This window comes from Chryseotalea sp. (assembly GCF_057350905.1).
This window is the reverse complement of record NZ_JBMRCF010000008.1, coordinates 233,245-254,405: the sequence shown is the minus strand read 5'-3', so window position 1 is coordinate 254,405 and position 21,161 is coordinate 233,245. Positions and strand designations below refer to the sequence as shown.

Annotated in this window: 21 protein-coding genes; 16 read left to right on the top strand and 5 right to left on the bottom strand. The window is 39.4% G+C overall.

From position 1 onward, the window contains the following. The first annotated feature begins 54 nt into the window (after positions 1-54). From ACO1XM_RS09500 to ACO1XM_RS09480, 5 genes are all read left to right on the top strand, one after another. Positions 55-612, top strand: coding sequence for an RNA polymerase sigma factor (locus ACO1XM_RS09500; RefSeq protein ID WP_486228246.1), 558 nt, complete (start codon positions 55-57; stop codon positions 610-612). Continuing rightward, positions 609-1,328 (top strand): energy transducer TonB, encoded by a 720-nt coding sequence (locus ACO1XM_RS09495; RefSeq protein WP_486228244.1) that lies wholly within the window; start codon positions 609-611, stop codon positions 1,326-1,328. Before ACO1XM_RS09500 ends, ACO1XM_RS09495 begins: the two co-directional genes overlap by 4 nt. 5 nt (positions 1,329-1,333) lie before the next feature. Beyond that, positions 1,334-3,091 carry an FG-GAP repeat domain-containing protein gene (locus ACO1XM_RS09490; protein WP_486228242.1) on the top strand — a complete coding sequence of 586 codons (1,758 nt, stop codon included), beginning with the start codon at positions 1,334-1,336 and terminating at the stop codon, positions 3,089-3,091. A gap of 108 nt (positions 3,092-3,199) precedes the next feature. Further along, a complete protein-coding gene (locus ACO1XM_RS09485; protein ID WP_486228240.1) occupies positions 3,200-3,721 on the top strand; it encodes a T9SS type B sorting domain-containing protein in 522 nt (173 codons plus the stop codon). Beyond that, entirely contained in the window at positions 3,718-5,283 is a 1,566-nt protein-coding gene (locus tag ACO1XM_RS09480) for a PorP/SprF family type IX secretion system membrane protein (protein ID WP_486228238.1), read from the top strand. Before ACO1XM_RS09485 ends, ACO1XM_RS09480 begins: the two co-directional genes overlap by 4 nt. Before the next feature lie 8 nt (positions 5,284-5,291). On the opposite strand, the gene ACO1XM_RS09475 is transcribed toward ACO1XM_RS09480, so the two are convergent. The 4 genes from ACO1XM_RS09475 to mazG all read right to left on the bottom strand — a co-directional run bounded on the left by ACO1XM_RS09475 (position 5,292) and on the right by mazG (position 7,685). Next, on the bottom strand, positions 5,292-6,233 hold the full coding sequence (locus ACO1XM_RS09475; RefSeq protein WP_486228236.1) for a HipA domain-containing protein: 942 nt from the start codon (positions 6,231-6,233) through the stop codon (positions 5,292-5,294). Then, positions 6,230-6,547 (bottom strand): HipA N-terminal domain-containing protein, encoded by a 318-nt coding sequence (locus tag ACO1XM_RS09470; protein ID WP_486228234.1) that lies wholly within the window; start codon positions 6,545-6,547, stop codon positions 6,230-6,232. Before ACO1XM_RS09470 ends, ACO1XM_RS09475 begins: the two co-directional genes overlap by 4 nt. A 4-nt stretch (positions 6,548-6,551) precedes the next feature. Further along, entirely contained in the window at positions 6,552-6,767 is a 216-nt protein-coding gene (locus ACO1XM_RS09465; RefSeq protein ID WP_486228232.1) for a helix-turn-helix transcriptional regulator, read from the bottom strand. Positions 6,768-6,872: 105 nt separating this feature from the next. Continuing rightward, positions 6,873-7,685 carry a nucleoside triphosphate pyrophosphohydrolase gene (gene mazG / locus ACO1XM_RS09460; RefSeq protein ID WP_486228230.1) on the bottom strand — a complete coding sequence of 271 codons (813 nt, stop codon included), beginning with the start codon at positions 7,683-7,685 and terminating at the stop codon, positions 6,873-6,875. Between the two features lie 88 nt (positions 7,686-7,773). On the opposite strand from mazG, the gene ACO1XM_RS09455 reads away from it, so the two are divergent. The 4 genes from ACO1XM_RS09455 to ACO1XM_RS09440 all read left to right on the top strand — a co-directional run bounded on the left by ACO1XM_RS09455 (position 7,774) and on the right by ACO1XM_RS09440 (position 13,214). Beyond that, positions 7,774-8,004, top strand: a complete 231-nt coding sequence (locus ACO1XM_RS09455; RefSeq protein WP_486228228.1) for a hypothetical protein — start codon at positions 7,774-7,776, stop codon at positions 8,002-8,004. A 162-nt stretch (positions 8,005-8,166) separates the two neighbouring features. Next, positions 8,167-9,555 carry a phosphoglucosamine mutase gene (glmM, locus tag ACO1XM_RS09450; protein WP_486228226.1) on the top strand — a complete coding sequence of 463 codons (1,389 nt, stop codon included), beginning with the start codon at positions 8,167-8,169 and terminating at the stop codon, positions 9,553-9,555. Positions 9,556-9,585: 30 nt separating this feature from the next. Beyond that, on the top strand, positions 9,586-10,725 hold the full coding sequence (locus tag ACO1XM_RS09445) for a cysteine desulfurase family protein (RefSeq protein ID WP_486228224.1): 1,140 nt from the start codon (positions 9,586-9,588) through the stop codon (positions 10,723-10,725). A gap of 134 nt (positions 10,726-10,859) precedes the next feature. Further along, positions 10,860-13,214: an ABC transporter permease gene (locus tag ACO1XM_RS09440; RefSeq protein WP_486228222.1), complete on the top strand. Its 2,355-nt coding sequence runs from the start codon at positions 10,860-10,862 to the stop codon at positions 13,212-13,214. Here the strand turns inward: ACO1XM_RS09440 and ACO1XM_RS09435 are convergent, their stop codons facing one another. Continuing rightward, positions 13,215-14,516, bottom strand: coding sequence for an acetyl-CoA hydrolase/transferase family protein (locus tag ACO1XM_RS09435; RefSeq protein WP_486228219.1), 1,302 nt, complete (start codon positions 14,514-14,516; stop codon positions 13,215-13,217). Positions 14,517-14,650: 134 nt separating this feature from the next. Here ACO1XM_RS09435 and ACO1XM_RS09430 point away from each other — a divergent pair, with 134 nt between their 5' ends. The 7 genes from ACO1XM_RS09430 (at position 14,651) to ACO1XM_RS09400 (ending at position 21,150) form a co-directional block, all read left to right on the top strand. Beyond that, positions 14,651-15,445 carry a Rossmann-like and DUF2520 domain-containing protein gene (locus tag ACO1XM_RS09430; RefSeq protein WP_486228218.1) on the top strand — a complete coding sequence of 265 codons (795 nt, stop codon included), beginning with the start codon at positions 14,651-14,653 and terminating at the stop codon, positions 15,443-15,445. Between the two features lie 66 nt (positions 15,446-15,511). After that, positions 15,512-16,171 carry a DUF2975 domain-containing protein gene (locus tag ACO1XM_RS09425; protein WP_486228216.1) on the top strand — a complete coding sequence of 220 codons (660 nt, stop codon included), beginning with the start codon at positions 15,512-15,514 and terminating at the stop codon, positions 16,169-16,171. 4 nt (positions 16,172-16,175) lie between these two features. Continuing rightward, positions 16,176-16,382 carry a helix-turn-helix domain-containing protein gene (locus tag ACO1XM_RS09420; protein ID WP_486228214.1) on the top strand — a complete coding sequence of 69 codons (207 nt, stop codon included), beginning with the start codon at positions 16,176-16,178 and terminating at the stop codon, positions 16,380-16,382. 71 nt (positions 16,383-16,453) lie between these two features. After that, entirely contained in the window at positions 16,454-17,026 is a 573-nt protein-coding gene (locus ACO1XM_RS09415; protein ID WP_486228212.1) for a hypothetical protein, read from the top strand. Between the two features lie 7 nt (positions 17,027-17,033). Further along, positions 17,034-18,026 (top strand): porphobilinogen synthase, encoded by a 993-nt coding sequence (gene hemB / locus ACO1XM_RS09410; protein WP_486228210.1) that lies wholly within the window; start codon positions 17,034-17,036, stop codon positions 18,024-18,026. Positions 18,027-18,034: 8 nt separating this feature from the next. Beyond that, complete coding sequence (locus ACO1XM_RS09405) at positions 18,035-19,990, top strand: sensor histidine kinase (RefSeq protein WP_486228208.1); 1,956 nt, start codon at positions 18,035-18,037, stop codon at positions 19,988-19,990. Between the two features lie 17 nt (positions 19,991-20,007). After that, positions 20,008-21,150, top strand: coding sequence for a helix-turn-helix domain-containing protein (locus tag ACO1XM_RS09400; RefSeq protein ID WP_486228206.1), 1,143 nt, complete (start codon positions 20,008-20,010; stop codon positions 21,148-21,150). Positions 21,151-21,161 lie beyond the last annotated feature (11 nt).

Below are 21,161 nucleotides of genomic sequence, written 5' to 3'. Positions count from 1 at the left end.
TTAGAGAGGCTGTATCTTTTTTGCAATCTGCCGTTTTGATGGTTGAATGCTTGTATGATACGGACTTTAAAAACACTTGAAAACGAACCAGACCTGATTGAGCAGGCTAAGCTAAGTGCCGAAGCGTTTCGTCCGCTCTATGATCATTATTATAAAACCATTTTCTTATTTATTATTCACCGTGTTGGTGAAAAAGAACTCTGTGCTGACCTCACCTCTCAGGTCTTTTTAAAAGCGCTTCAAAATATAAAACGATACCAGTATAAAGGGCTGCCATTTTCGGCCTGGTTGTATCGTATTGCCATAAACGAAATAAACGATTTTTTCAGAAGTCAGGCAAAACAGCGTTACGTGGCTATTGAAGAAACGCAGTTGCAGGCACTGCACGCTGAGTTGACAGAAGAATTTTCTGTAGAGCATTTACAGATTAGACTTGAAGAGCTTTTACAAAGACTTGAGCCTGACGAACTTCATTTGCTCGAGTTACGCTTTTTTGAAAGCAGGCCATTTAAAGAAGTCGCGGCCATTTTAAATATCTCCGAAGTATATGCGAAAGTAAAAACCTATAGAACGCTGGAGAAACTAAAGAAATATTTTATCAGGAGAACATGAAAACAAAAGTAACAATAATGAATAAGCGTCAGGGATTAGCCGATGAAGAGATAGATCGCTTCAAGAATTTTGATGCTTTGCTTTCAAAGTATAAAACAGCGCCTAGCAGCACTGGAAAAATGCAAGGAGTAAAGTTGATTATGTCAATGGTGATTATAGGAGGAATAGCTTTCTCTGTTTTTTATCTGACTAAAGATAATGCAGAACAAATAACTACTGATAAACAAGCTAATGAGGTAATCAAGGCTGAAGAAAAAGGTAATAATAAGGCTTTAACAGATACGATAACTACCAGTATACAAAATCAAACAGGTAGCGAACAAAAATTTGTACAAAAACAAACATTAAAACAAAATTCAGAGGTAAAGAAAGAAACACCAATACCCTCTACAACACCTGTTTATATTCAAGCTGAACCTGTAGAGGGCTACGCTCATTTATATGAATACTTTAATAAGGAACTTATTTATCCTGCTACAGCACTAAAAGATTCCATTCAGGGTGTGCTCACAGTAAGTTTTACCATTAATAAAGCTGGGCTACCGGAAAATTTGCAATTCACAAACTCCCTTGGACAGCCCTTTGAAGAAGAAGCAACACGTTTAATCCTTAGCATGCCTGCATGGAAGCCTGCAACCTTAAATAATCAACCAGTAACCAGCAGATTATCCCTGCCCTTAACTTTTCAAATCCAAAATATTAAAAAAAATAACTAAAGCGTATGAGATACTTATTTATACTTATGACTTTACTCGTATGTTACCGGGTGCAGGGTCAGCGTTTTGAGCTAATGCAAAATCTACCCTTACCCGATTCTATTCAATCTACCGTAGTTGATTTGGCAGATTTTGATAATGATGGTCTGTTAGATGTATTCATGCTTGCCTCTACAAATAATGATTCACGTTATGTTCTTTTTATTAAGGGTGATACTGTTAACACACCGGGCATAACAGCCAACACAATTGCTGTAGATGATTTCGTGAGTTATACATTAAGAGACTATGACAGTGATAATGATATTGATATTATATTATTTGGATCGCCCACGCGACTTTTACGCAAGTCAGGAAGTTTTTTATTTGTAACAGAAGAAATTGGCCTCCCTCCGTTTACAAAATCAATATTTACTGATCTGAATAATGACGGCAAAAGTGAACTTATTGGAAACACACAGATTTCAGGAGGCATGCACTTGGTTTTTCTGAAAGAAAGTCAGGTAAATACCTGGGAAGCCATAGGTGATACATTAAAATTGGATGCATCATCAATAGATGCATTCGATGCAAACCATGATGGCAACACAGATATTTTTGTTAGTGGCAGGTTTGATCCGGATTCTATTTTTACCGGTTTCTTGATTAATGCTGGGGATTATAAATTTACATCAACAAGTGGTCAGGACTGGATAGGTACTTCTTCTTCAGGAGATTTGAATGGGGATGGTTTTTTTGATATTTCTTTTTCTGGAATTGACAAAACCGGAAATTACATTAACAGGCTCTTACTGAGTAAGAATGGAGCTTACGCTGTAAAGGATAGTATTCTACAACTTTCGGACGCACGCACTTTTATAGCAGACTTTGATTCGGATGGTTTGTCTGACATTCATATAATTGGAAAAAACTTTTCAGGCGAAAACTTAAACCTAATACAGACAAACGGAACTTATGATACACTGCTTTACGACAGTATTATTGAGCAACATTTTGCAGACATGGATCTCGATGGCGATCTTGATGTGGTTCAATTGCTTGAATCAGTTTCACCGGCACTAAGAATACTTCGTAATAATGCAAGTGTAAATGAGGGGCCTCTACCGCCATCAAAAGGTTGGGCCATTCCGATCTTCGATAGATTCTTTCTTTATTGGAATGTAGCCGCAGATGATCATACCGTAAACTCATCGCTAACATATGATATAATGCTTGAGGGCTCGGTGGCACTTCAAATGGGGGAGTTCGATGTATTAAATGAGCGTAGACTAAAAGTTTCGCATGGAAATGCAGGCACTCAAAACTTTAAACTTTACAATAACCTTTCTTCGATACCGCTTTCCTTTGCTATTCAGGCTATCGATAATTCCTTTACCACTTTTTCAAATGATGGTGGACTATGTATATCAGGGGCCTCAATTTGCAGTGATAGTGAAACTGAAATCCTGCAGGCTTGTACGAATGAACAGGTAAGACTCTCCTCACCGCCTCAATCTGTTTGGTTTTCATTCGCACAAGGTTTTTTAGGATTAAAAGATGCTCATGAATTTCTGGCACAAGAGCCTGACACTTTATTTTACTTTGATCCAACTGCTGTTGGTTGTGCAGCCCTTAAAATATTTGTATTAGAAATAGTAAATACAACTAAGAAAGAGTTCTACACCCGTTACGCATGTGAAGGCCAAACAATAAAATTTGGTGCTGAAACTGACTGGGAGTCAGTTGCCTGGAGTAGTTTGTTAAGAGGAGACTTAAGTGGCTAGGATAGTATTGATTATTTAGTTACTACACCAGATAGTCTATTTGCAACTGTACAAAACGATTTAGGTTGTGCGATTTCAAGAAGAACAGCGATTCGTATAAGTAAACCGGTGCTGTCTGTTGCTGAAAATGAGTTTATCATTTTAAAAGGACAAGACGTTCAATTGAATGTATCGGGTGCAGAAAGATGGCAGTGGATACCAGCAGATCGTTTAACGGATGCCACACTTCCTGATCCGGTAGCATCACCAATAGTAACTACAAATTACATCGTAACCGGATATGACTCCTTAAACTGTAGTGCACAGGCATCAATAAAAGTTTTAGTGGAGGATACAGGATTCGTGCCGAGCTTATTTACACCGAATGGTGATGGTAAAAATGATGCGCTTAAAATTTATGGGCTGTCAACAATCTCTTCATTTACCTTTTCAATTCATAACAGAGAAGGTAAGCTCATGTACGAAACAAGTAACATGCAACAAGTTACACAACAAGGTTGGGATGGAACGCGCAATGAGTTACAACAACCCCCTGGTGTGTATTTTTGGAAAGTGACTGGATCAATGGCTTCCGGAGAAAAAGTTAAGCTAAATGGTAAAACTGAAGGGTCAATTGTATTGGTACGATGAGAATGCTGATACAAACATTATGGATTGCTTTGCTATGTTGTTTATTGAATCAAGGGTATGCACAATATTTTCAATTCAGTCAATACAACTTTACCAAGCAGCGAATTAACCCTGCTCTAGTTGCCAATAGTAATTACGCTTCTGCAAGTGTTGATTTTCGCCATCAGCCTACAGCTGCAGGATTTAATTTAAATAGCAATTTTCTAGATGTTTCTTACCCTATCCTTGCCAGAAATGGGAAGCGTTGGTCGGGCGTTGGTCTATCGTTCATGGATGACCGTACAGGACAACAAGCCTTATTTCAAACACAAGAAACAGCTTTATCTTATGCTGTCAATGCAACACTTTCAAAATGGCAAACACTATCTTTAGGAGCAAAAGTCCTGTATCAAAGCAAGCGATTAAATTTAGATGGGCTTTTTACAGGCGCTCAGTTTATACCTGATCGCGGTTTTGACGAATCTGTCTTTAATGGTGAAGACAATGCTACCTTGCGAACCAGCTATGTTTCTTTAAACCTGGGTTTGTATTGGCAGCAAGTTGATAGAAGAGGTAATGTGCAATCATACTTTGGCATATCATTTTTTGATTTTAATAAACCAAACGACTCATTTCTTGAAGAAACCAATACATTAAGCAGTACAGCTGTAGGTACTCTTGGCTTCAGGGCTTATAAAAAAGGGCAACTTAGTGTTATTCCTGAGTTGCTTGTTACCCTAAACGCCAACACCGTTCTGTTTAACACTGGAGCAATTACACGCTATGAGTTAACAACAAAGTCGAAAGGGTTTAATGACCATGTAAACTTTTTAACAAAGTTTATACCCGGAAGATCTGTGATAACAGGAGTGCAGTTTCAACGTGAGACATTGGCTTTAGGTCTAAGTTATGATTTCCCAGCAGGGCGTGGTAGTACAGCCAATACTGGCGCTGTAGAAATTGGTGTAGAATTGAGACGACTGGTACTAAGTAAGGGTAAGCGAAAATCTGTAAACAAAAAATCAGTTACAAAAGCAGCACCAAAAAGCACCGCTCCAAAATTGGTTAAGGCACCTGTTGTTAAAAAGGATTCGACAACACAAAAGCCTGCGAACAAGCCCACTATAGTTGAGTCAGGGCAGAGTCAGGTAGAAACAATGAGTGCACGGTTAAAGCATAAACAAGATTCTCTGGCAGCTTTGGCTCAGGCGGGTTCGCTTAAACATGAACCATACATAATTGAAAAAACTACCTTGCACTTTAATTTTGAATTTAATAGTGCTGACCTGGACGATGAATCTTCGCAATATTTAAAAGATTTATCAAAAGCCTTGCTGGATAATCCTCAATTAAAAATAAAATTGGTGGGGCATACAGATAATGTTGGCTCTGATAAATTCAATTTGAAGCTTTCTATTTATCGTGCTGAAATGATAAGGAATTTCATTGTTGAACAAGGTGTAGCACCCGACCGTATTTTGGCAGATGGTAAAGGTATGCGTGATCCACTGAATGCAAACAAAAATGAAGACGAAAGAGCTTTGAACAGAAGAGTAGAGTTAACGATTATGTACGAAGAGTAGTCTTTGACTTAAAAAATTCTGGTCCATCTGCTCTCTAATAATTCGATGTATTTTAGCCTAAGCTCTTCAGAAAGAAAGCTTGTATGGATGTAATCTTTCCATATTGGAAGAAGTGACTTGAATTTATTAATGGAATTTTCTCGCGCTCGTACAGATATATTCAGTTTAGTTGCAGCCTCTTCAAAATCAGCTTTTTTAATTTTATTTCTCTTACCGTTAAGGGTCAGCGCCAAATCCTCATCATCTTCAGGCATGAGTAGTTTTGTGGCAACATGATCATAAGCAGGGGATAATGTATAGCCGATACCGGGTGCATTCAACAACGAAAAATTCTTTAAATGCATATCTGCATTGCCAGTAAGGAAGCTAAATAGTACTTGTTCAAAAAAGTTGATCGTATCCAATCCTGGATTTTTTGAATAACGTAAAATAGCCTTCCCAACTTGTTCATAGGAACCATGATATTTATGTTCTGTTAATCTTTCGGTTAACTGACACATATCCTCCATGTGCAGTTTACTTTTCTTATCACGATCAATTCTTTTTGTTAAATATGCGAGGTTCCCTGAGCTTAGGCGAATTAGCGTATGTGGCACTGTTCCAATGCCAGTTAATTCAGCTAAGTGCATCGTTAAATCTTCTATCTCGGGTAGAGAAGGAAATTTATTGGTAGGTGGTTTAAGTATATAGTTCCCCCACAATCCAACTATGGTAAATCGAGCAACGGCATCTTTGCGATTCTTTTCTATTTCAAGAGAAAGTTTAGGTTGTACCCCAGTAAGCGCAAACTGACTTCTTACAATCTTTTCTGCTAGCCCTTGCATTTCACTTTCACCAAAATCCAATGTGGGAACAACGGTTCCTCCAAAGATTTTTCGAGCGCAAGCCTTATGAAAATCCACCTCTGAAGAGGTAAGTGTTTTATAGCAGTATAGGCATCGTGCACTCATACTTCTTCTATTATACTTACGGCTCCGATGCAATCGCGACAACATGCTAAAAGAAGGCCCATCCTATCTCGCGATTGTATCTTCCAATTTCTCTCTGCAATTTCAAGTAGCCATCCTTCTGGAATCAAGCCATCAAAAAATGGGAAAAGAATTTTGCTGTAATAAGGTTCACTTGTTATAGGTAAAGTCAGACTAACGGGTATACTAGTTTGATCGGCTAGATAATTAGCATCATAGGTAAAAGTGTAGCCTTCTTCATTTTCAAGGAGTACTCCCGCTAGTTCATTATGCATAAAAACTTTTGCCTTACGCATTGTATTAATGAGATGATTGGTCTATATGAATTGGACCTAATTCATGACCAAATAACTTTAAAACTTCATTTACCTTATCCATTCGCAACGTTGACTTCCCCTGCTCAATCTCTCTTATAAAACGAAGCCCAACTCCTGCTTTTATTGCAAGCTCAGTCTGTGTAAGACCCAAAACTTTGCGTCTTTTTTTAATAAATTCTGAAACCTTATTGACCTCCATTTTATACCTGATGAGGTATAAATATAATTATAATTCATATTTTATACCTTTTAGGGTATAATAATAGTTTGTAGTTATATATTTATACCCTTAAGGGTATAAATATTATAACTTTTTAGCCCTATTCCAGTATTCATCCATCTCGGCCAGGCTCATTTCACCCATTTTCTTGCCGTCTTTAGCTGATTCGATTTCCAGGTACTGAAAACGTTTAATGAATTTTTTGTTGGTGCGTTCCAATGCTTCCTCAGGGTCTATGTCAATAAAGCGGGCATAGTTCACCAACGAAAACAATAAATCGCCAAATTCAGCCATGGCCTTTTCTTTATTAATGGCTTCATTAGTAGCAGCATTAAATTCTTGCTTAAACTCCTGCATCTCCTCTTCAACCTTTTCCCATACCTGTTCTTTCTTCTCCCAGTCAAAACCTACCCCTCTGGCTTTGTCTTGTATGCGAATGGCTTTTACCAAAGCAGGGAGTGATTTAGGCACACCTTCCAGTACCGACTTGTTCCCGCTTTTCAACTTGATTTTCTCCCAGTTGGCTTTTACGGTAGCCTCGTCATTGGCAATCACATCACTATAAATATGGGGGTGGCGCTCAATCAGTTTATCGCAGATGCTGTTAAGCACATCGGCTATATCAAACTTGTTTTGCTCTGAGGCAATGCGTGCATAAAACACATTATGCAACATTAAATCACCCAGCTCTTTTTTTACTTCAGTTAAGTCGCCCTCAAGAATGGCATCGGATAGTTCGTAGGTTTCCTCTATGGTTAAATGCCTTAAACTTTCCAGTGTTTGCTTTTTATCCCAGGGGCAGTTCTCGCGTAACTCATTCATGACGGTGAGTAGGCGATCAAAAGCCTTTAATTTTTCTTCGCGGTTAGGATCTGGAGCTGAATAAGGTTTTTTCATAGGAGATAAACTAATTGAATAAGGCTTTGGTTGTATCTTTACAACGGCTGTAAAATTCGTTATTCAAGTTTCGTAAACCGCTATTATCATGACTGTTTTTCTGCTTACACTCGGGGTTTTTGCTCTCTTTTTCGCTTTAATGTCGGTGAGGCTGTTTTTTGTAAAGAATGGCGAGTTCCGTGGTACTTGTGCCTCGCAAAGCCCCTGGTTAAATAAGGAGGGTGTACAATGCGGATTTTGTGGTAAAACCGTTAATGCAGGCGATGCTTGTGCCAGCCCCTCAGGCCCTCCAGTAGAGATGCCCAAGATCGGGAAGTAATATTTTCATATTGCCCGGCTTATTCACAGTTGTCAATTGAATCTTGTCAACTGTCAACTATTCTTACCCTATCAATTCTATATACTATATACTGTATTCTATACGCTGTATTCTTACTGCTTTATTCTTGCTATTTTTGCGTACAATTTTAACTGACTTTCTGTGACCCTTATTAAATCGATTTCAGGCATCCGCGGCACCATTGGTGGTAAACCTGGTGATAATCTAACACCCATTGACGCAGTAAAATTTGCAGCTGCTTTTGGCACCTGGATAAAATCGCGTAATGGTAAAAAAGTAGTGATTGGTCGCGATGCCCGAATTTCCGGTGAGATGATCAGTGCATTGGTAAGCTCTACCTTACAAGGCTTAGGTTTAGATGTGATTGACCTTGGTCTATCAACCACACCTACCGTAGAAATTGCAGTGCCATTAGAAAAAGCAGGGGGTGGAATTATTCTGACAGCCAGTCATAATCCGATTCAGTGGAATGCTTTAAAGCTATTGAATGAAAAGGGGGAGTTTATATCAGGTGATGATGGTGCTGCTGTATTAAAACTAGCAGAACAGGAAGCTTTTGATTTTGCTGAAGTAACCAAACTCGGTAAGTACACTCAGAATGACACTTACATTAAAAAACACATTGCACTGATTTTAAAAAATAAATTGGTTGATGTTAAGGCCATTCAAAATGCAAAATTTAAAATAGCGGTTGATGCTGTTAACTCAACCGGTGGTATTGCAGTGCCGCTATTATTGAAAGCCCTAGGTGTGAAAAAGATTGTAGGGATGTATACCGAGCCCAATGGTAAATTCCCGCACAATCCGGAACCATTACCTGAAAATATAAAAGCAATTTGTAAGAAAGTAAAAGCTGAGAAATGTCACTTAGGTATCATTGTTGATCCGGATGTTGATCGTCTGGCTTTGGTGCAGGAAGATGGTAAGCCTTTTGGCGAAGAATATACTTTAGTTGCGGTGGCTGATTACATCTTAAGTAAGCGCAAAGGCAATACCGTTTCTAACTTATCCTCTACACGTGCCTTGCGCGATGTAACGGAAAAACATGGAGGAACTTACAAAGCAGCTGCCGTTGGTGAAGTAAATGTGGTAAACGCCATGAAAGAAACGAATGCTGTGATTGGCGGTGAAGGAAATGGTGGTGTCATTTTTGGCGATTTACATTATGGAAGAGATGCCCTGATGGGTATTGCTTTATTCTTAACACATTTGGCTAAGTCAAAGATGAAGGCTTCTGAACTTCGCAAGACTTATCCGGCCTACTTTATTTCTAAAAATAAAATTGAATTAACGCCTCAGATCAATGTAGACAAAGTACTGGAGGAGGTGAAGAAAAAATACGCTGCTGAAAAAGTGAATACCATTGATGGTGTTAAAATTGATTTTGAAGCAGAGAAAGAATGGGTACACTTGCGTAAAAGTAATACCGAACCCATCATCCGCATTTATGCGGAATCGCAAAATGAGAAAAAAGCAGATGCCTTGGCTCAACGTATTATTGACGACATTAAGCGCATCGCCAATTTATAATTTGAAGTTTGAAATATTGAATTCCGGAACATGAGAATCTATCTCGACAACGCTGCCACTACTGCCCTCGATCCTGAAGTATTTGAGGCTATGAAGCCTTTCATGCTGGAGGATTTCGGTAATCCATCATCTACGCATGCCCATGGCAGAAAAGTAAGAGCAGCTATTGAATCGAGTAGAAAGAAAATTGCTGAACTTTTGAATTGCACACCCGGGGAAATTATTTTCACCTCTGGAGGTACAGAAGCAGACAACGCATTAATTGTAAGTGGTGCACAAACCTATGGCATCAAACACGCCATCTCTACACCCATAGAACATCATGCCGTTACACATACTTTAGAAATTTTAGCTAAGAAGGGAATCGTTCAATTGCACCATGTTCAATTGGATGAGAAAGGTCATGTAGACCTGACACACCTTGAAACACTTTTAAAACAATACCCTAACGCACTTATTTCTCTGATGCATGCCAATAATGAAATTGGTAATCTCCTCGATCTAAAACGAGTAGGCGAAATGGCAAAAGAGTACAAAGCTTTCTTCCATTCTGACACGGTGCAAACCATGGGGCATTATGCGCACAACATGAAAGAACTGCATGTGTGTGGCCTGACTGCTGCTGCTCATAAATTTCATGGGCCAAAAGGTATAGGCTTCATGTACATTCAGAAAGATCATAAGATCGAACAGTTTATTCATGGTGGTGCACAGGAGCGCAACATGCGTGGAGGTACTGAAAATGTTTATGGCATAATCGGTATCGCTAAAGCATTGGAAATCGCTTACCGCGAAATGCACGAACATGAGCAATACATTACAAAACTGAAGTCGCGCATGATTGAAAAATTGAAGGCGAATATTCCTGGTGTGTTGTTTAATGGAGACTCCGATAATCTGAATAAGAGTTTATACACTGTACTGAATGTAAGCTTGCCTGAGTCTGAAGAAAACGATATGCTGCTCTTCAACCTCGATCTCCAAGGCATTTCTGCTTCAGGAGGCAGTGCCTGCTCAAGTGGTGCTACAACAGGTTCGCATGTATTAGGTGCACTTTATCCTAATTCAAAGCGTGGCGCTATTCGTTTCTCGTTCAGTAAATACAATACTGTAGAACACATTGACACAGCTGTTGAAAAGCTCACCTCATTCATTAACGTAGCTGTATAAAACGTCCGTATCCGGTCATTTTTGTTCGAATTTGAATTGTTTGAACACAGATTTATACCGTTAGTGCGTAAGAATTTCAATTTTTTGAATTGGCTTTATTCTTGGAATCTGCATACTGCTTTATAGATTAGCATATGCTTAAGAATTACTTTTCAGTTGCCATCAGGAGTTTTTTACGACAAGGCTTTTTCTCCTTTTTAAATGTTGCTGGTCTTGCGGTAGGCCTGGCTTGCACTTTTGTAATCTATTTATGGATTTCTGATGAAATCGGTAAAGACAAATTTCACGCTGACATTGATCGTATTCAGCATGTAGTTTTGAATTTAAACAATCCTGAAGGCACTATTACCTGGCACTCAACACCAGGGCCTTTAGCCGAAGCAATAAAAACCGGTATCCCTGAGGTTGAATATGTAGCACATGTAGCCAATGATGGTCCTCGTTTATTTCAATACAAGGATCTTACCTTTTTACCAGGTGGCTATTTTACTGATCCTGATTTTTTTAAAATTTTCAGTTATAAAATAATAGCGGGAGATGCAAATAACCCATTACCTAACCCGTCTTCAATTGTATTGACCAATAGCCTGGCCAAAAAAATATTTGGTAACGAAGATCCTATTGGTAAAGTAGTGAAGGTTCGATCAGAGAACGACTTGATGGTTACTGCTGTGATGGAGGACGTAACAGATCAATCCAGTATGCAGTTTGAGTTTATTGCACACTTTGACGTACATAAAAAGTACAGACCACAAGACTGGGGAAACAGCGATTATCCCCTTTATTTCAAATTTAGAAGCACTGAGTTCAATATTAAAGAAACACAACAAAAGATAAATGACCATGTGGCCAAAATACTGGAGCTGAAAGATGAAGATAAAAAGAGGCTGACTTACTATGTACAACCCTTTGCCGACAGGTATCTATATAGCTCATTCGAGAACGGATTTCCTGTAAGTGGCAGAATCAAGTATGTACAAATATTTAGTGTAGTAGCTGTATTTATTTTACTGGTTGCTTGTATCAATTTTATGAACATGGCTACTGCGCGGGCTGCTGTACGCCATAAAGAAATTGGCGTACGTAAATCCATTGGTGCACAACGCTGGTCACTCACATTTCAATTCATTGGCGAGTCTGTTTTAGTAGCTGCCTTATCTATGTTGCTTGCATTAGGTATAGCTGAAATTGCATTACCATTTTTTAATTCGCTGGTGAATAAACAAATTGGTATTCATTATTTGCAACCCGAATATTTTATTCCAATTATATCCATTATACTCCTCACCGGCATATTGGCCGGCACCTATCCCGCACTCATACTTTCTGGTGTTAATCCTATTGGTGCTTTAAAGGGAGCATCGGGATCTGCAGCGAGAGGAAGTTCCTTGCGTAAGACATTGGTTGTTTTTCAGTTTGCGATTTCTGTCGTGCTCATTGTTAGCTCACTGGTAATGTATAAACAGATTGATTTTATACAATCTAAAAATCTGGGATACAATAAAGAAAATGTTATTACTTTTTCAGGCAGGGGTGTAAAGGATTTTACATTACTAAAAAATCAGCTTGAAAAAATTCCAGGTGTAAGCGGTGCCGCTACCTCCAATCAAAGCCTGGTTGAAATACCAAATCAGAATAGCTCTTTTTCTTGGCCCGGCAAAAGCGAAGACAGTCGCTTGTATGTGAGAACACTGGTTGTAGGCTACGACTTTATGGAAACCATGAACTTTACGCTGGCAGAAGGGCGCTTCTTTTCTGAAGCACTTAATGATACCGCCAATGTAATTATTAACAAAAAGCTTGCCTCACTCATGAATGTTGAAAATCCTATCGGACTTTCAATCAATCAATGGGGTATAGAGGGAAAAATTGTCGGCATTGTTGAAGATTTCCATGGTCGCTCCTTAAGTGAAGCCATGGATCCGATGGTTTTACTTTGCTACCCCGAATGGACCGGTACTTATTATGTAAGGGTTGAACCGGGCAGAACGCAGGAAGTTTTGGCTTCAATGGAAGGCGTATGGAAGACAGCCAGTCCGCAATTTCCTTTTGAATATACTTTCCTGGATAGTCAATACGAAAAGCTGTACAGACAAGAACAAGTAATAGGCAAACTCTCTGCAGGCTTTACCGTAATGGCCATCTTTATTTCATCACTGGGTTTATTAGGCTTAGCCGCCTACGCAACCGAGCGCAAGAAGAAGGAGATCAGTATCCGCAAAGTATTGGGTGCCACCGTACCAAACCTGATAGCCATGATGAGTAAGGAATTTATACTGCTCACCAGTGTAGCATTGTTGCTTGGATGTCCTGCTGCATACTACCTCATGCAAAATTTTCTGCAAGGCTATGCGTATCATGTAGAGATCGGGTATATGATTTTTGTACTGACGGGTGTTGGATTACTACTGGTAACCCTTTCAGTTATACTGCTTCAGGTTACCAGAGCAGCCGTTGCCAACCCAACCAATAATCTGCGTAGCGAATAATTAACCCATACGGTATTGGTTACTGCCAAAGCGAGCGATAATTTCTTTCTCTAACATTTCCTGATTGGCAGGATGAGCGATCTTCATCAACTCCAGCGCACGTTGGTGAAGATTCTTTCCATAGAGATAGGCAACACCATATTCTGTTACTACATAATGAACGTGAGCCCTTGTTGAGACCACACCAGCACCTGTTTTCAGATGGGGAACAATTTTAGATTCGCCCCTCTTAGTAGCAGAGCATAAAGCAATGATTGGTTTACCATTATCGGATAACGAAGCACCTCTGATAAAATCCATCTGACCACCTACGCCAGAGAATTGATATGTACCAATAGAGTCTGCGCATACCTGTCCGGTTAAATCTATTTCAATAGCACTATTGATTGCCACTACATTTGGGTTTGCCCGAATAACGCGTGTATCATTTACATAATCGGCTTCCAAAAATGCAAAGCTAGGGTTATCATCTATAAAGTGATAAAGTTTGTCGGTGCCTATGGCAAAAGCAGCAACGGTTTTTCCTCTGTGTTTCTTTTTATAGGCATTGGTAACAACACCTTTTTTTACAAGGTCAATTACGCCATCCGAAAACATTTCAGTATGTACGCCCAGGTCTTTGCAATGTGTCAGTGATTGCAGTACGGCATCAGGAATGGCACCAATACCCAATTGCAAGGTGGAACGATCAGCCACCAATTCTGCAATCTTAGCGCCTATAATTTTTTCAGATTCAGAAATGCGATCACTGTAACGAACCTGAGGAAGCACATCATTACATTCTACCATAGCAGCAAACTGATTAATGTGTACAAAACCATCCCCCAAAGTTCTCGGCATGTTCGGATTAATTTGAGCAATAATTTTTTTGGCATGCTTCACTGCCGATTTAGCAACATCCACTGAAGTACCCAAAGAACAGAAACCGTGCTTGTCTGGCAATGATACATGAATCATGGCTACATCTATGGGTAGTATACCTTTTTCAAACAATCTTGATATTTCACTCAAAAAAATCGGGATGTATTCACCATTGGTACCATTAACAGCTTCCCTGATGTTTTCAGATACAAAGAGTGAGTTAAAATAGAAGCGATCCTTAAAAGCTGGCTTGGCAATTTCTAATTCACCTAAAGTACTTACAGCAATTATCTCCACCTGCCTAAGCTGTTCACAATTGGATGCCAGCGCTTTTAACAAGCATTGGGGTGTGGCTGCGCTGCCGTGTACAAATACGCGGTCGCCAGATTGAATATGTTTTACAGCCTCAGCTGCCGAAACGTAGGGAAGTGTATTATTCATAAGACTCAATTTACACACGAAAGATAGGTGCAGCAATTAAATGATAAACTTGACTTTAATCAGTTGACAGCATGCTTTATAACAAGCAATCGATTGTGTAGTGCAATTTGTTACTGAAATTGTATTTTTAAGCCATGCAATCAACTACTTCAGTTTCTTTTGTTGGCGCGGGCAATCTGGCCTGGCATCTGGCCCCGGCTTTAGACAATGCGGGTTACGCTGTACGTGAGGTATATAGCCGCTCTAAAAAAAATGCCCTGGCATTGGTTAATAAATTATATCAGGCCGAAGTAAAAGATGACCTGGATTTTTCTGATAGTGATGCGACCATCTTTATTTTAGCAGTTACCGATGATGCATTACAAGAAGTGCTGCAGGAAATTATACTCCCCGATAATGCTATCCTCGTGCACACATCGGGCAGTCAGCCCTTACTCATTTTATCTACAGCGGCTACTTTAAACACCGGTGTATTTTACCCTTTACAAACATTTAGCAAACAGAAGAAAGTTGATTTTGCAGAGATACCCCTGTTCATCGAATGTATGAATCAGGATGTAGAGAAGCGTTTGTTAAAAATGGGTAAAGCCATTAGTAAAAAAGTGTTAGCGATAGACTCCTCTAAAAGAATGGCCTTGCATGTAGCCGCTGTCTTCGCTTCAAACTTTACTAATCACATGCTCACCATTTCTAAATCGATTATGGATGTAAGTGAGCTTCCTTACGAATGGCTTAAGCCACTGGTGAGTGAGACGATTAATAAATCATTGGCCATTGGTCCGGAGGCCGCGCAGACCGGACCAGCTGTAAGGGGCGATCTGGAAACCCTCGACAGGCACATGGCCTTGCTTCAGGAAGATGAACAAATTGCTGAGCTGTATCAGCTTATTAGTCAACACATTATAGACAGCCACGATCAAGAAGATTGATTTTTGATAAATATTTATTGATTATCAATAAATATTTACTTTAATTCGTGTCATAAATCTTATGATATGAAAACACTCAGTTATAAAATCTTGCTGTGGATTATCAATATTTCCCTCTTTCTATATGCAGTTGGTGGTATCGTAATCCTTTGTCTTTACTTATTTGGTAAACTCGACAGCACACATTTTTTTCTTGGCCTCGATGCCAGACGAAACTATCCACTCAGTCAGGAATTGTCTCTCATTTCATCAAACAACCCTTCTATCATAGCGCCATCGTTAGTGGCAACAGATGTAGCAATAAGCTTTAATACTTCTAGTCCGGTATTACGCACATTGTTTTTGGGGATGACCATCTTTCAAATGCTTTATACAGGTTTGATAATAATCGTGATAAGACGCATAGTGATATCCTTACAAATCAAGAATCCGTTTTCTGCGAAAACAATCCGGGAATTACGCTTGGTGGGTATTCTTCTTTTATTGATTGAGCCACTTCATTGGATTGGTGATTGGATGAAGTATTATGTTATTGACGAGCACTTCACCCATTCAATTGTTGATTCTGGAAGCTCCTTTTACGCTGCCGGATACTGGGTGGGTTTAAATGTTGGGCAAGGTTCTTTGGCATCTTCATGGATAGCGGCAGGCTTAATTGTACTTATACTGGTAGAAGTCTTTAAACAAGGACTTCAAATAAAAGAAGAACAAGACTTAACTATTTAGTGATATGCCAATCATTGTAAACCTCGATGTTATGCTTGCTAAGCGCAAAATGCAATCGAAAGAACTGGCTGAGAAAATAGATTTGTCACTAGCTAACCTCTCTATTTTAAAGACAGGTAAAGCAAAAGCCATACGCTTCTCAACCCTGGAAGCTATTTGCAAGGAACTGGATTGCCAACCCGGTGATATACTGGAATTTCTTAAAGATTAATTCATGGTGGCTGCCGGCATGTGCCTAGAAAGGGGAAATCTTTTCTTACTTTTGTTTCATAACCATGCCCCATGAAAAAGATTTTTGCCCCTATCTTTTTTTGCCTGTTTGTATATGTAACCTCAGCTCAAAGCCAGGATGACGTCTACAAAATTATAGCAAAAGAAACTTGTGAATGTGTAACTAAACGCAATATCGATCTGAGCAAGCGCAAAGAGGTAGAGATGGCCTTGGGACTTTGCATGATTGAAAGTGCACAGCGCAACAACCTGGAGCTTGAAATGACGGATGGTGAGGCAATGGAGAAGCTTGGAGAAAAAGTGGGTTTACAGATGGCGCCTATTTGCCCTGATCTTTTTCGCGCTTTTATAGATGATGAAGAAGTAGAAGCACTGTCTATAACAGGAAAAGTAAAATCCATTGAAACTGGCGATTTTTTGTATATAAATATTAAAGAAGAAGGCGGGAAAGAACATAAATTAATCTGGTTGCGTTACTTTCCTGGTTCGGATGAATTTGTTGATGATCCCAAAAAGTTAATAGGCAAAAACGTAACCATCAGCTATCAAAATATGGAATGTTATTTGCCTAAAGCCAAAGTGTATTATAACAATAAAGAAATCACTGAACTTCAGATTAATTAACTGATATATGTCCGTTCAATCAGATTTTTTACAAAGCAGACCACGTAGAAACAGAAAGAGTGCAGCGATTCGTGATTTGGTAGAAGAAACTAAAGTTACAACGGATGACCTGCTGTTTCCCTTATTTCTGATTGATGGTGTTAATAAAAAAATAGAAGTAGCCTCCATGCCGGGTATCTACAGATACTCGCTGGATTTACTATTGAAGGAAATTGAAGAATGCTTGAAACTAGGGATTAAAGCATTCGATGTATTTCCCGCTGTTGAAGATTCGCTGAAAGATAAGACGGCTACAAAAAGCTATGACCCTGATTTTTTTTATTTACGAGCCCTGCGCGAAATAAAAAAGCAATTTCCGGAAGCCTGCATCATGACGGATGTAGCCATGGATCCGTACAGCAGCGATGGTCATGATGGCTTGGTGAAAGATGGAAAAATTCTTAATGATGAAACACTGGAGATTTTAGGGAAGATGGCAGTGGCCCAGGCAGAAACGGGTATCGACATCATCGGTCCGTCAGACATGATGGATGGAAGAGTGGGTTACATCCGCGAAGTGCTAGATGATCATGGCTTTACCGATGTGTCCATCATGAGCTACACAGCAAAGTATGCAAGTGCTTTTTACAACCCATTCAGAGACGCATTGGATTCAGCGCCAAAATTTGGTGATAAAAAAACATATCAGATGAATCCGGCCAATAAGAACGAAGCCTTAATTGAGGCGGAGCTTGATTTTATTGAAGGTGCTGATTTTTTAATGGTAAAGCCTGCACTCGCTTACCTGGATATCATACAATTACTTAAACAAAATTTTAATCTGCCTATAGCTGCCTATAATGTAAGTGGCGAATATGCCATGGTAAAGGCAGCTGCACAGAGAGGCTGGCTGGATGGTGATCGTGTAATGAAGGAGACACTCTTGAGCATGAAACGTGCCGGTGCCGATATAATCTTAACGTATTTTGCTAAAGAGTTTGCTCAACAAGTGAAGCGATAATTTTTTGAATGCGTTGCATAAATCTGTTAATCGCACTCTGTCTAGGTAGTGCCCTTAAAGCACAACACCTTGCACTGCCGGAATCAGGTCAGTTAGAGGTGAAGGGAAACTTATTGTATCTCGTTGACAGCACCAATGCAATTTCTTTTGATAATATCAGAACAAAGACCTTCACGCCTATTCCTGTGGCAGAGGCTCCCAATTTTGGTTTTAACAGGAACGTTCATTGGTTTAAACTTACAGTAAGCAACTCAACAGATAAAGATCAGTTTCTGCTTGAAGTAGCGTACTCAGTCATTGATTCCATTGATTTTTTCTTTGAGCGTGATGGCAGGTGGCTCAAGAAAACAGCAGGAGACATGCTGCCCATTTCTTCCCGGGATATTGAACACCGTCACCCCACCTTCGAGTTTTCACTTCAGCCAGAACATGAAGCAACATTCTACTTACGGGTAAAAACGATTTCTTCGGTTCAGGTACCCATTCTGCTATGGTCTCGTGATGATTTTTTCACCAGTGCCTTTCATATGCAAATGATTAATGGGCTATTCTTTGGTGCCGTGCTTATCATGATGCTGTATCAATTCTTTTTGTATTTGTCTACCCGCGACAGACTGGCACTTTATTATGCCATTGCGCTAATCACTATGGCCAACATTGTTTCACTTTTTCAGGGTTACGGTTTTCTTTACCTCTATCCAGAAAAACCTTTTCTAAATGATTGGTTTGCTATGTTTAGCGGACCTGCGCTGGTAACAGCTACAACCATTTTAACAAGAGCCTTTCTTAACCTGAGGCGGATAAGTCGTAACCTTGATAATCTCTTGCTGAGTATCATGATAACAAACCTTTTTGCGGCTTTGCTCATGGTTATATTCTTCAGGCAGTTGTCTTATGGCGTACATCATATTTTTATAATCATCCATTGTATTGTCGAGTTAATAAGTGCTGCCTATTGTCTTCATAAAAAGTACAGACCAGCCCGTTTCTATTTGATTGCCTGGTTTGCTATTTTATTAGCCACTGTGCTTTTTACGCTAAGCAACTTGGGTATAGTGCCAGGTTATTTCAGTACAAACTATAGCGGTTTAATGATTGGATTTATTTTGCAAATGCTTTTCATTTCATTTGCCCTTGGCGATCGTATTAATCTTTTGGAACGAGAGTATAAGTCAGCCAAGGAATTGGAGAACGAAAGACTGGAGAAAGAGGTACAAAGCAGAACGGAAGAAATTCAGCAGAAGAGCGAAAGACTGGAGGAAGTAAACCGTGTGAAGGATAAATTATTCTCTGTGGTATCTCACGATATCAAGGGGCCGCTGGGTTCTTTGCAATTAGCATTGGCATTAGTAAAGTCAGGTAAGGTAAGCCAGGAAGAGTTTAAGAAAATATCAGCCTCACTTGAAGTGCGCTTTAATGAGACAACAGAGTTTGTAGAAAATCTTTTGCAATGGGCAACGCTGCAGTTAAAAGGTACTGTCTTTCAGCCAAAACCTGTGGACTTATCAGAACTTGCCAGAGAAACTATTCGCTTGCTGGAACCAGAGTTAGAGAAGAAACAAATTCAACTCACTATGGAACTCCAGAATTTATTGCAGGTACATACTGATTTAAATATGATGAGATCGGTGTTGAGGAACTTGCTCACCAATGCTATTAAATTCACAGATGCTGGTGGAATTATAAGTTTACGCGCAACAGAAGCCTCCGAAAAGGAGGTTATCTTTTCTGTAGCGGATAATGGCACAGGTATTCCGGAAGAAAACCGCGATAAGCTCTTTACCCTGGGCACAATCTCTACACAAGGTACGGAGGCGGAGAAGGGAACAGGTTTGGGGCTAATGCTTTGCCGAGAATTTATTGAGAAAAGTGGCGGGCGTATCTGGTTCGAATCGGCTGAGGGGAAAGGAACCACTTTCTTTTTTACGCTCCCCATTTATCAGCACGATAAACTATCTGCCTAAGTGTTATCTTAGCAGCCATGCCATACCGCATTGATTTATTCGCCATCTTCATTTTTCTAGGCATTGTACAGGCCTTATTTCTTTCGGTTTTCTTTTTCTCTAAGGAAAACAGACGTCAGGCTTTTAATTTATTCCAGGGCTTTTTTCTATTATCAGTAGCGTGTTGCCTGCTCGAGGTTTTTTTGATGTACAGCGGTTATATCAAACATGTTTTATTTCTGGTAGATTTCTCTGAACCCATGGCTTTACTGCTGGGGCCATTCTTCTACTTATTTGTTTTGGCTTTGAAATATGGTAGTGTACCGCGAAAAGTTATTTTTTTACATGTGCTATTTCCTCTTATTTACACACTGGCACTTATACCATTTCTAATTGCACCTAACGATGTTAAGTATAATGCCTGGATGGTGGCTTATCACCCAGGCATGCCTTTGCTGGATTGGAATTTATCCTACGATCCGTGGATGTTTAAATTAACCGAATGGCATACAGGTCTGGTACTCATAAGTTTTCTGTTCTATGTGTTGTTATCAGGTATAGAAATAATAAAATCTTTTAAAGAAAAGAATAACAACTTCTGGAAACCCGAAACCTATACCTTACGCGTGATGCGTGATGGAGTATTCCAGATTTTTACACTGGCTATTTCTATCGTGCTGGTTAAAATTTTCAATAAGAATGATACGGGTGATCACTTGTCTGCAGCATATGGGGCAGTATTGGTTTATGTAACAAGTTTTTTAGTTATAAAACATTCGCATTTCTTTCGTCAAATACCAATAACGGAAGATAAAAAATACAAGGGATCGAGTATGGAGCCCGAGGTGGTAATACAACTTACTGCTTTATTGAAGCAGGTTATGAATGAGCAAAAACCATATTTGCAAATGAGTTTTAGTTTGCCTGTACTGGCGCAATTATGTAAGTCAAATGTGCATCATGTGTCACAAGTGATTAATGAAAGCTTTAATAAGAATTTCTTTGAGTGGGTAGCTGAATACAGAATTGAGGAGGCTAAAAAGCTTTTAAAAGAACAAGCACATTTAAAAATAGAAGAGATTGCCGAGCAGGTAGGGTATAATGCGAAATCATCCTTCAACACTGCCTTCAAACGAATTACGGGCACGACACCTTCTGAATTTAGAAATAGCGTAAAATAACGATTGAATAA

What these genes read in the sequence shown, in the direction of transcription:
- ACO1XM_RS09500 (WP_486228246.1), top strand. Translation starts at nt 55, where the DNA reads ATGATACGGACTTTAAAAACACTTGAAAACGAACCAGACCTGATTGAG.
- ACO1XM_RS09495 (WP_486228244.1), top strand. Translation starts at nt 609, where the DNA reads ATGAAAACAAAAGTAACAATAATGAATAAGCGTCAGGGATTAGCCGAT.
- ACO1XM_RS09490 (WP_486228242.1), top strand. Translation starts at nt 1,334, where the DNA reads ATGAGATACTTATTTATACTTATGACTTTACTCGTATGTTACCGGGTG.
- ACO1XM_RS09480 (WP_486228238.1), top strand. Translation starts at nt 3,718, where the DNA reads ATGAGAATGCTGATACAAACATTATGGATTGCTTTGCTATGTTGTTTA.
- ACO1XM_RS09475 (WP_486228236.1), bottom strand. Translation starts at nt 6,233, where the DNA reads ATGAGTGCACGATGCCTATACTGCTATAAAACACTTACCTCTTCAGAG.
- ACO1XM_RS09470 (WP_486228234.1), bottom strand. Translation starts at nt 6,547, where the DNA reads ATGCGTAAGGCAAAAGTTTTTATGCATAATGAACTAGCGGGAGTACTC.
- ACO1XM_RS09465 (WP_486228232.1), bottom strand. Translation starts at nt 6,767, where the DNA reads ATGGAGGTCAATAAGGTTTCAGAATTTATTAAAAAAAGACGCAAAGTT.
- mazG (WP_486228230.1), bottom strand. Translation starts at nt 7,685, where the DNA reads ATGAAAAAACCTTATTCAGCTCCAGATCCTAACCGCGAAGAAAAATTA.
- ACO1XM_RS09455 (WP_486228228.1), top strand. Translation starts at nt 7,774, where the DNA reads ATGACTGTTTTTCTGCTTACACTCGGGGTTTTTGCTCTCTTTTTCGCT.
- ACO1XM_RS09445 (WP_486228224.1), top strand. Translation starts at nt 9,586, where the DNA reads ATGAGAATCTATCTCGACAACGCTGCCACTACTGCCCTCGATCCTGAA.
- ACO1XM_RS09440 (WP_486228222.1), top strand. Translation starts at nt 10,860, where the DNA reads ATGCTTAAGAATTACTTTTCAGTTGCCATCAGGAGTTTTTTACGACAA.
- ACO1XM_RS09435 (WP_486228219.1), bottom strand. Translation starts at nt 14,516, where the DNA reads ATGAATAATACACTTCCCTACGTTTCGGCAGCTGAGGCTGTAAAACAT.
- ACO1XM_RS09430 (WP_486228218.1), top strand. Translation starts at nt 14,651, where the DNA reads ATGCAATCAACTACTTCAGTTTCTTTTGTTGGCGCGGGCAATCTGGCC.
- ACO1XM_RS09425 (WP_486228216.1), top strand. Translation starts at nt 15,512, where the DNA reads ATGAAAACACTCAGTTATAAAATCTTGCTGTGGATTATCAATATTTCC.
- ACO1XM_RS09420 (WP_486228214.1), top strand. Translation starts at nt 16,176, where the DNA reads ATGCCAATCATTGTAAACCTCGATGTTATGCTTGCTAAGCGCAAAATG.
- ACO1XM_RS09415 (WP_486228212.1), top strand. Translation starts at nt 16,454, where the DNA reads ATGAAAAAGATTTTTGCCCCTATCTTTTTTTGCCTGTTTGTATATGTA.
- hemB (WP_486228210.1), top strand. Translation starts at nt 17,034, where the DNA reads ATGTCCGTTCAATCAGATTTTTTACAAAGCAGACCACGTAGAAACAGA.
- ACO1XM_RS09405 (WP_486228208.1), top strand. Translation starts at nt 18,035, where the DNA reads ATGCGTTGCATAAATCTGTTAATCGCACTCTGTCTAGGTAGTGCCCTT.
- ACO1XM_RS09400 (WP_486228206.1), top strand. Translation starts at nt 20,008, where the DNA reads ATGCCATACCGCATTGATTTATTCGCCATCTTCATTTTTCTAGGCATT.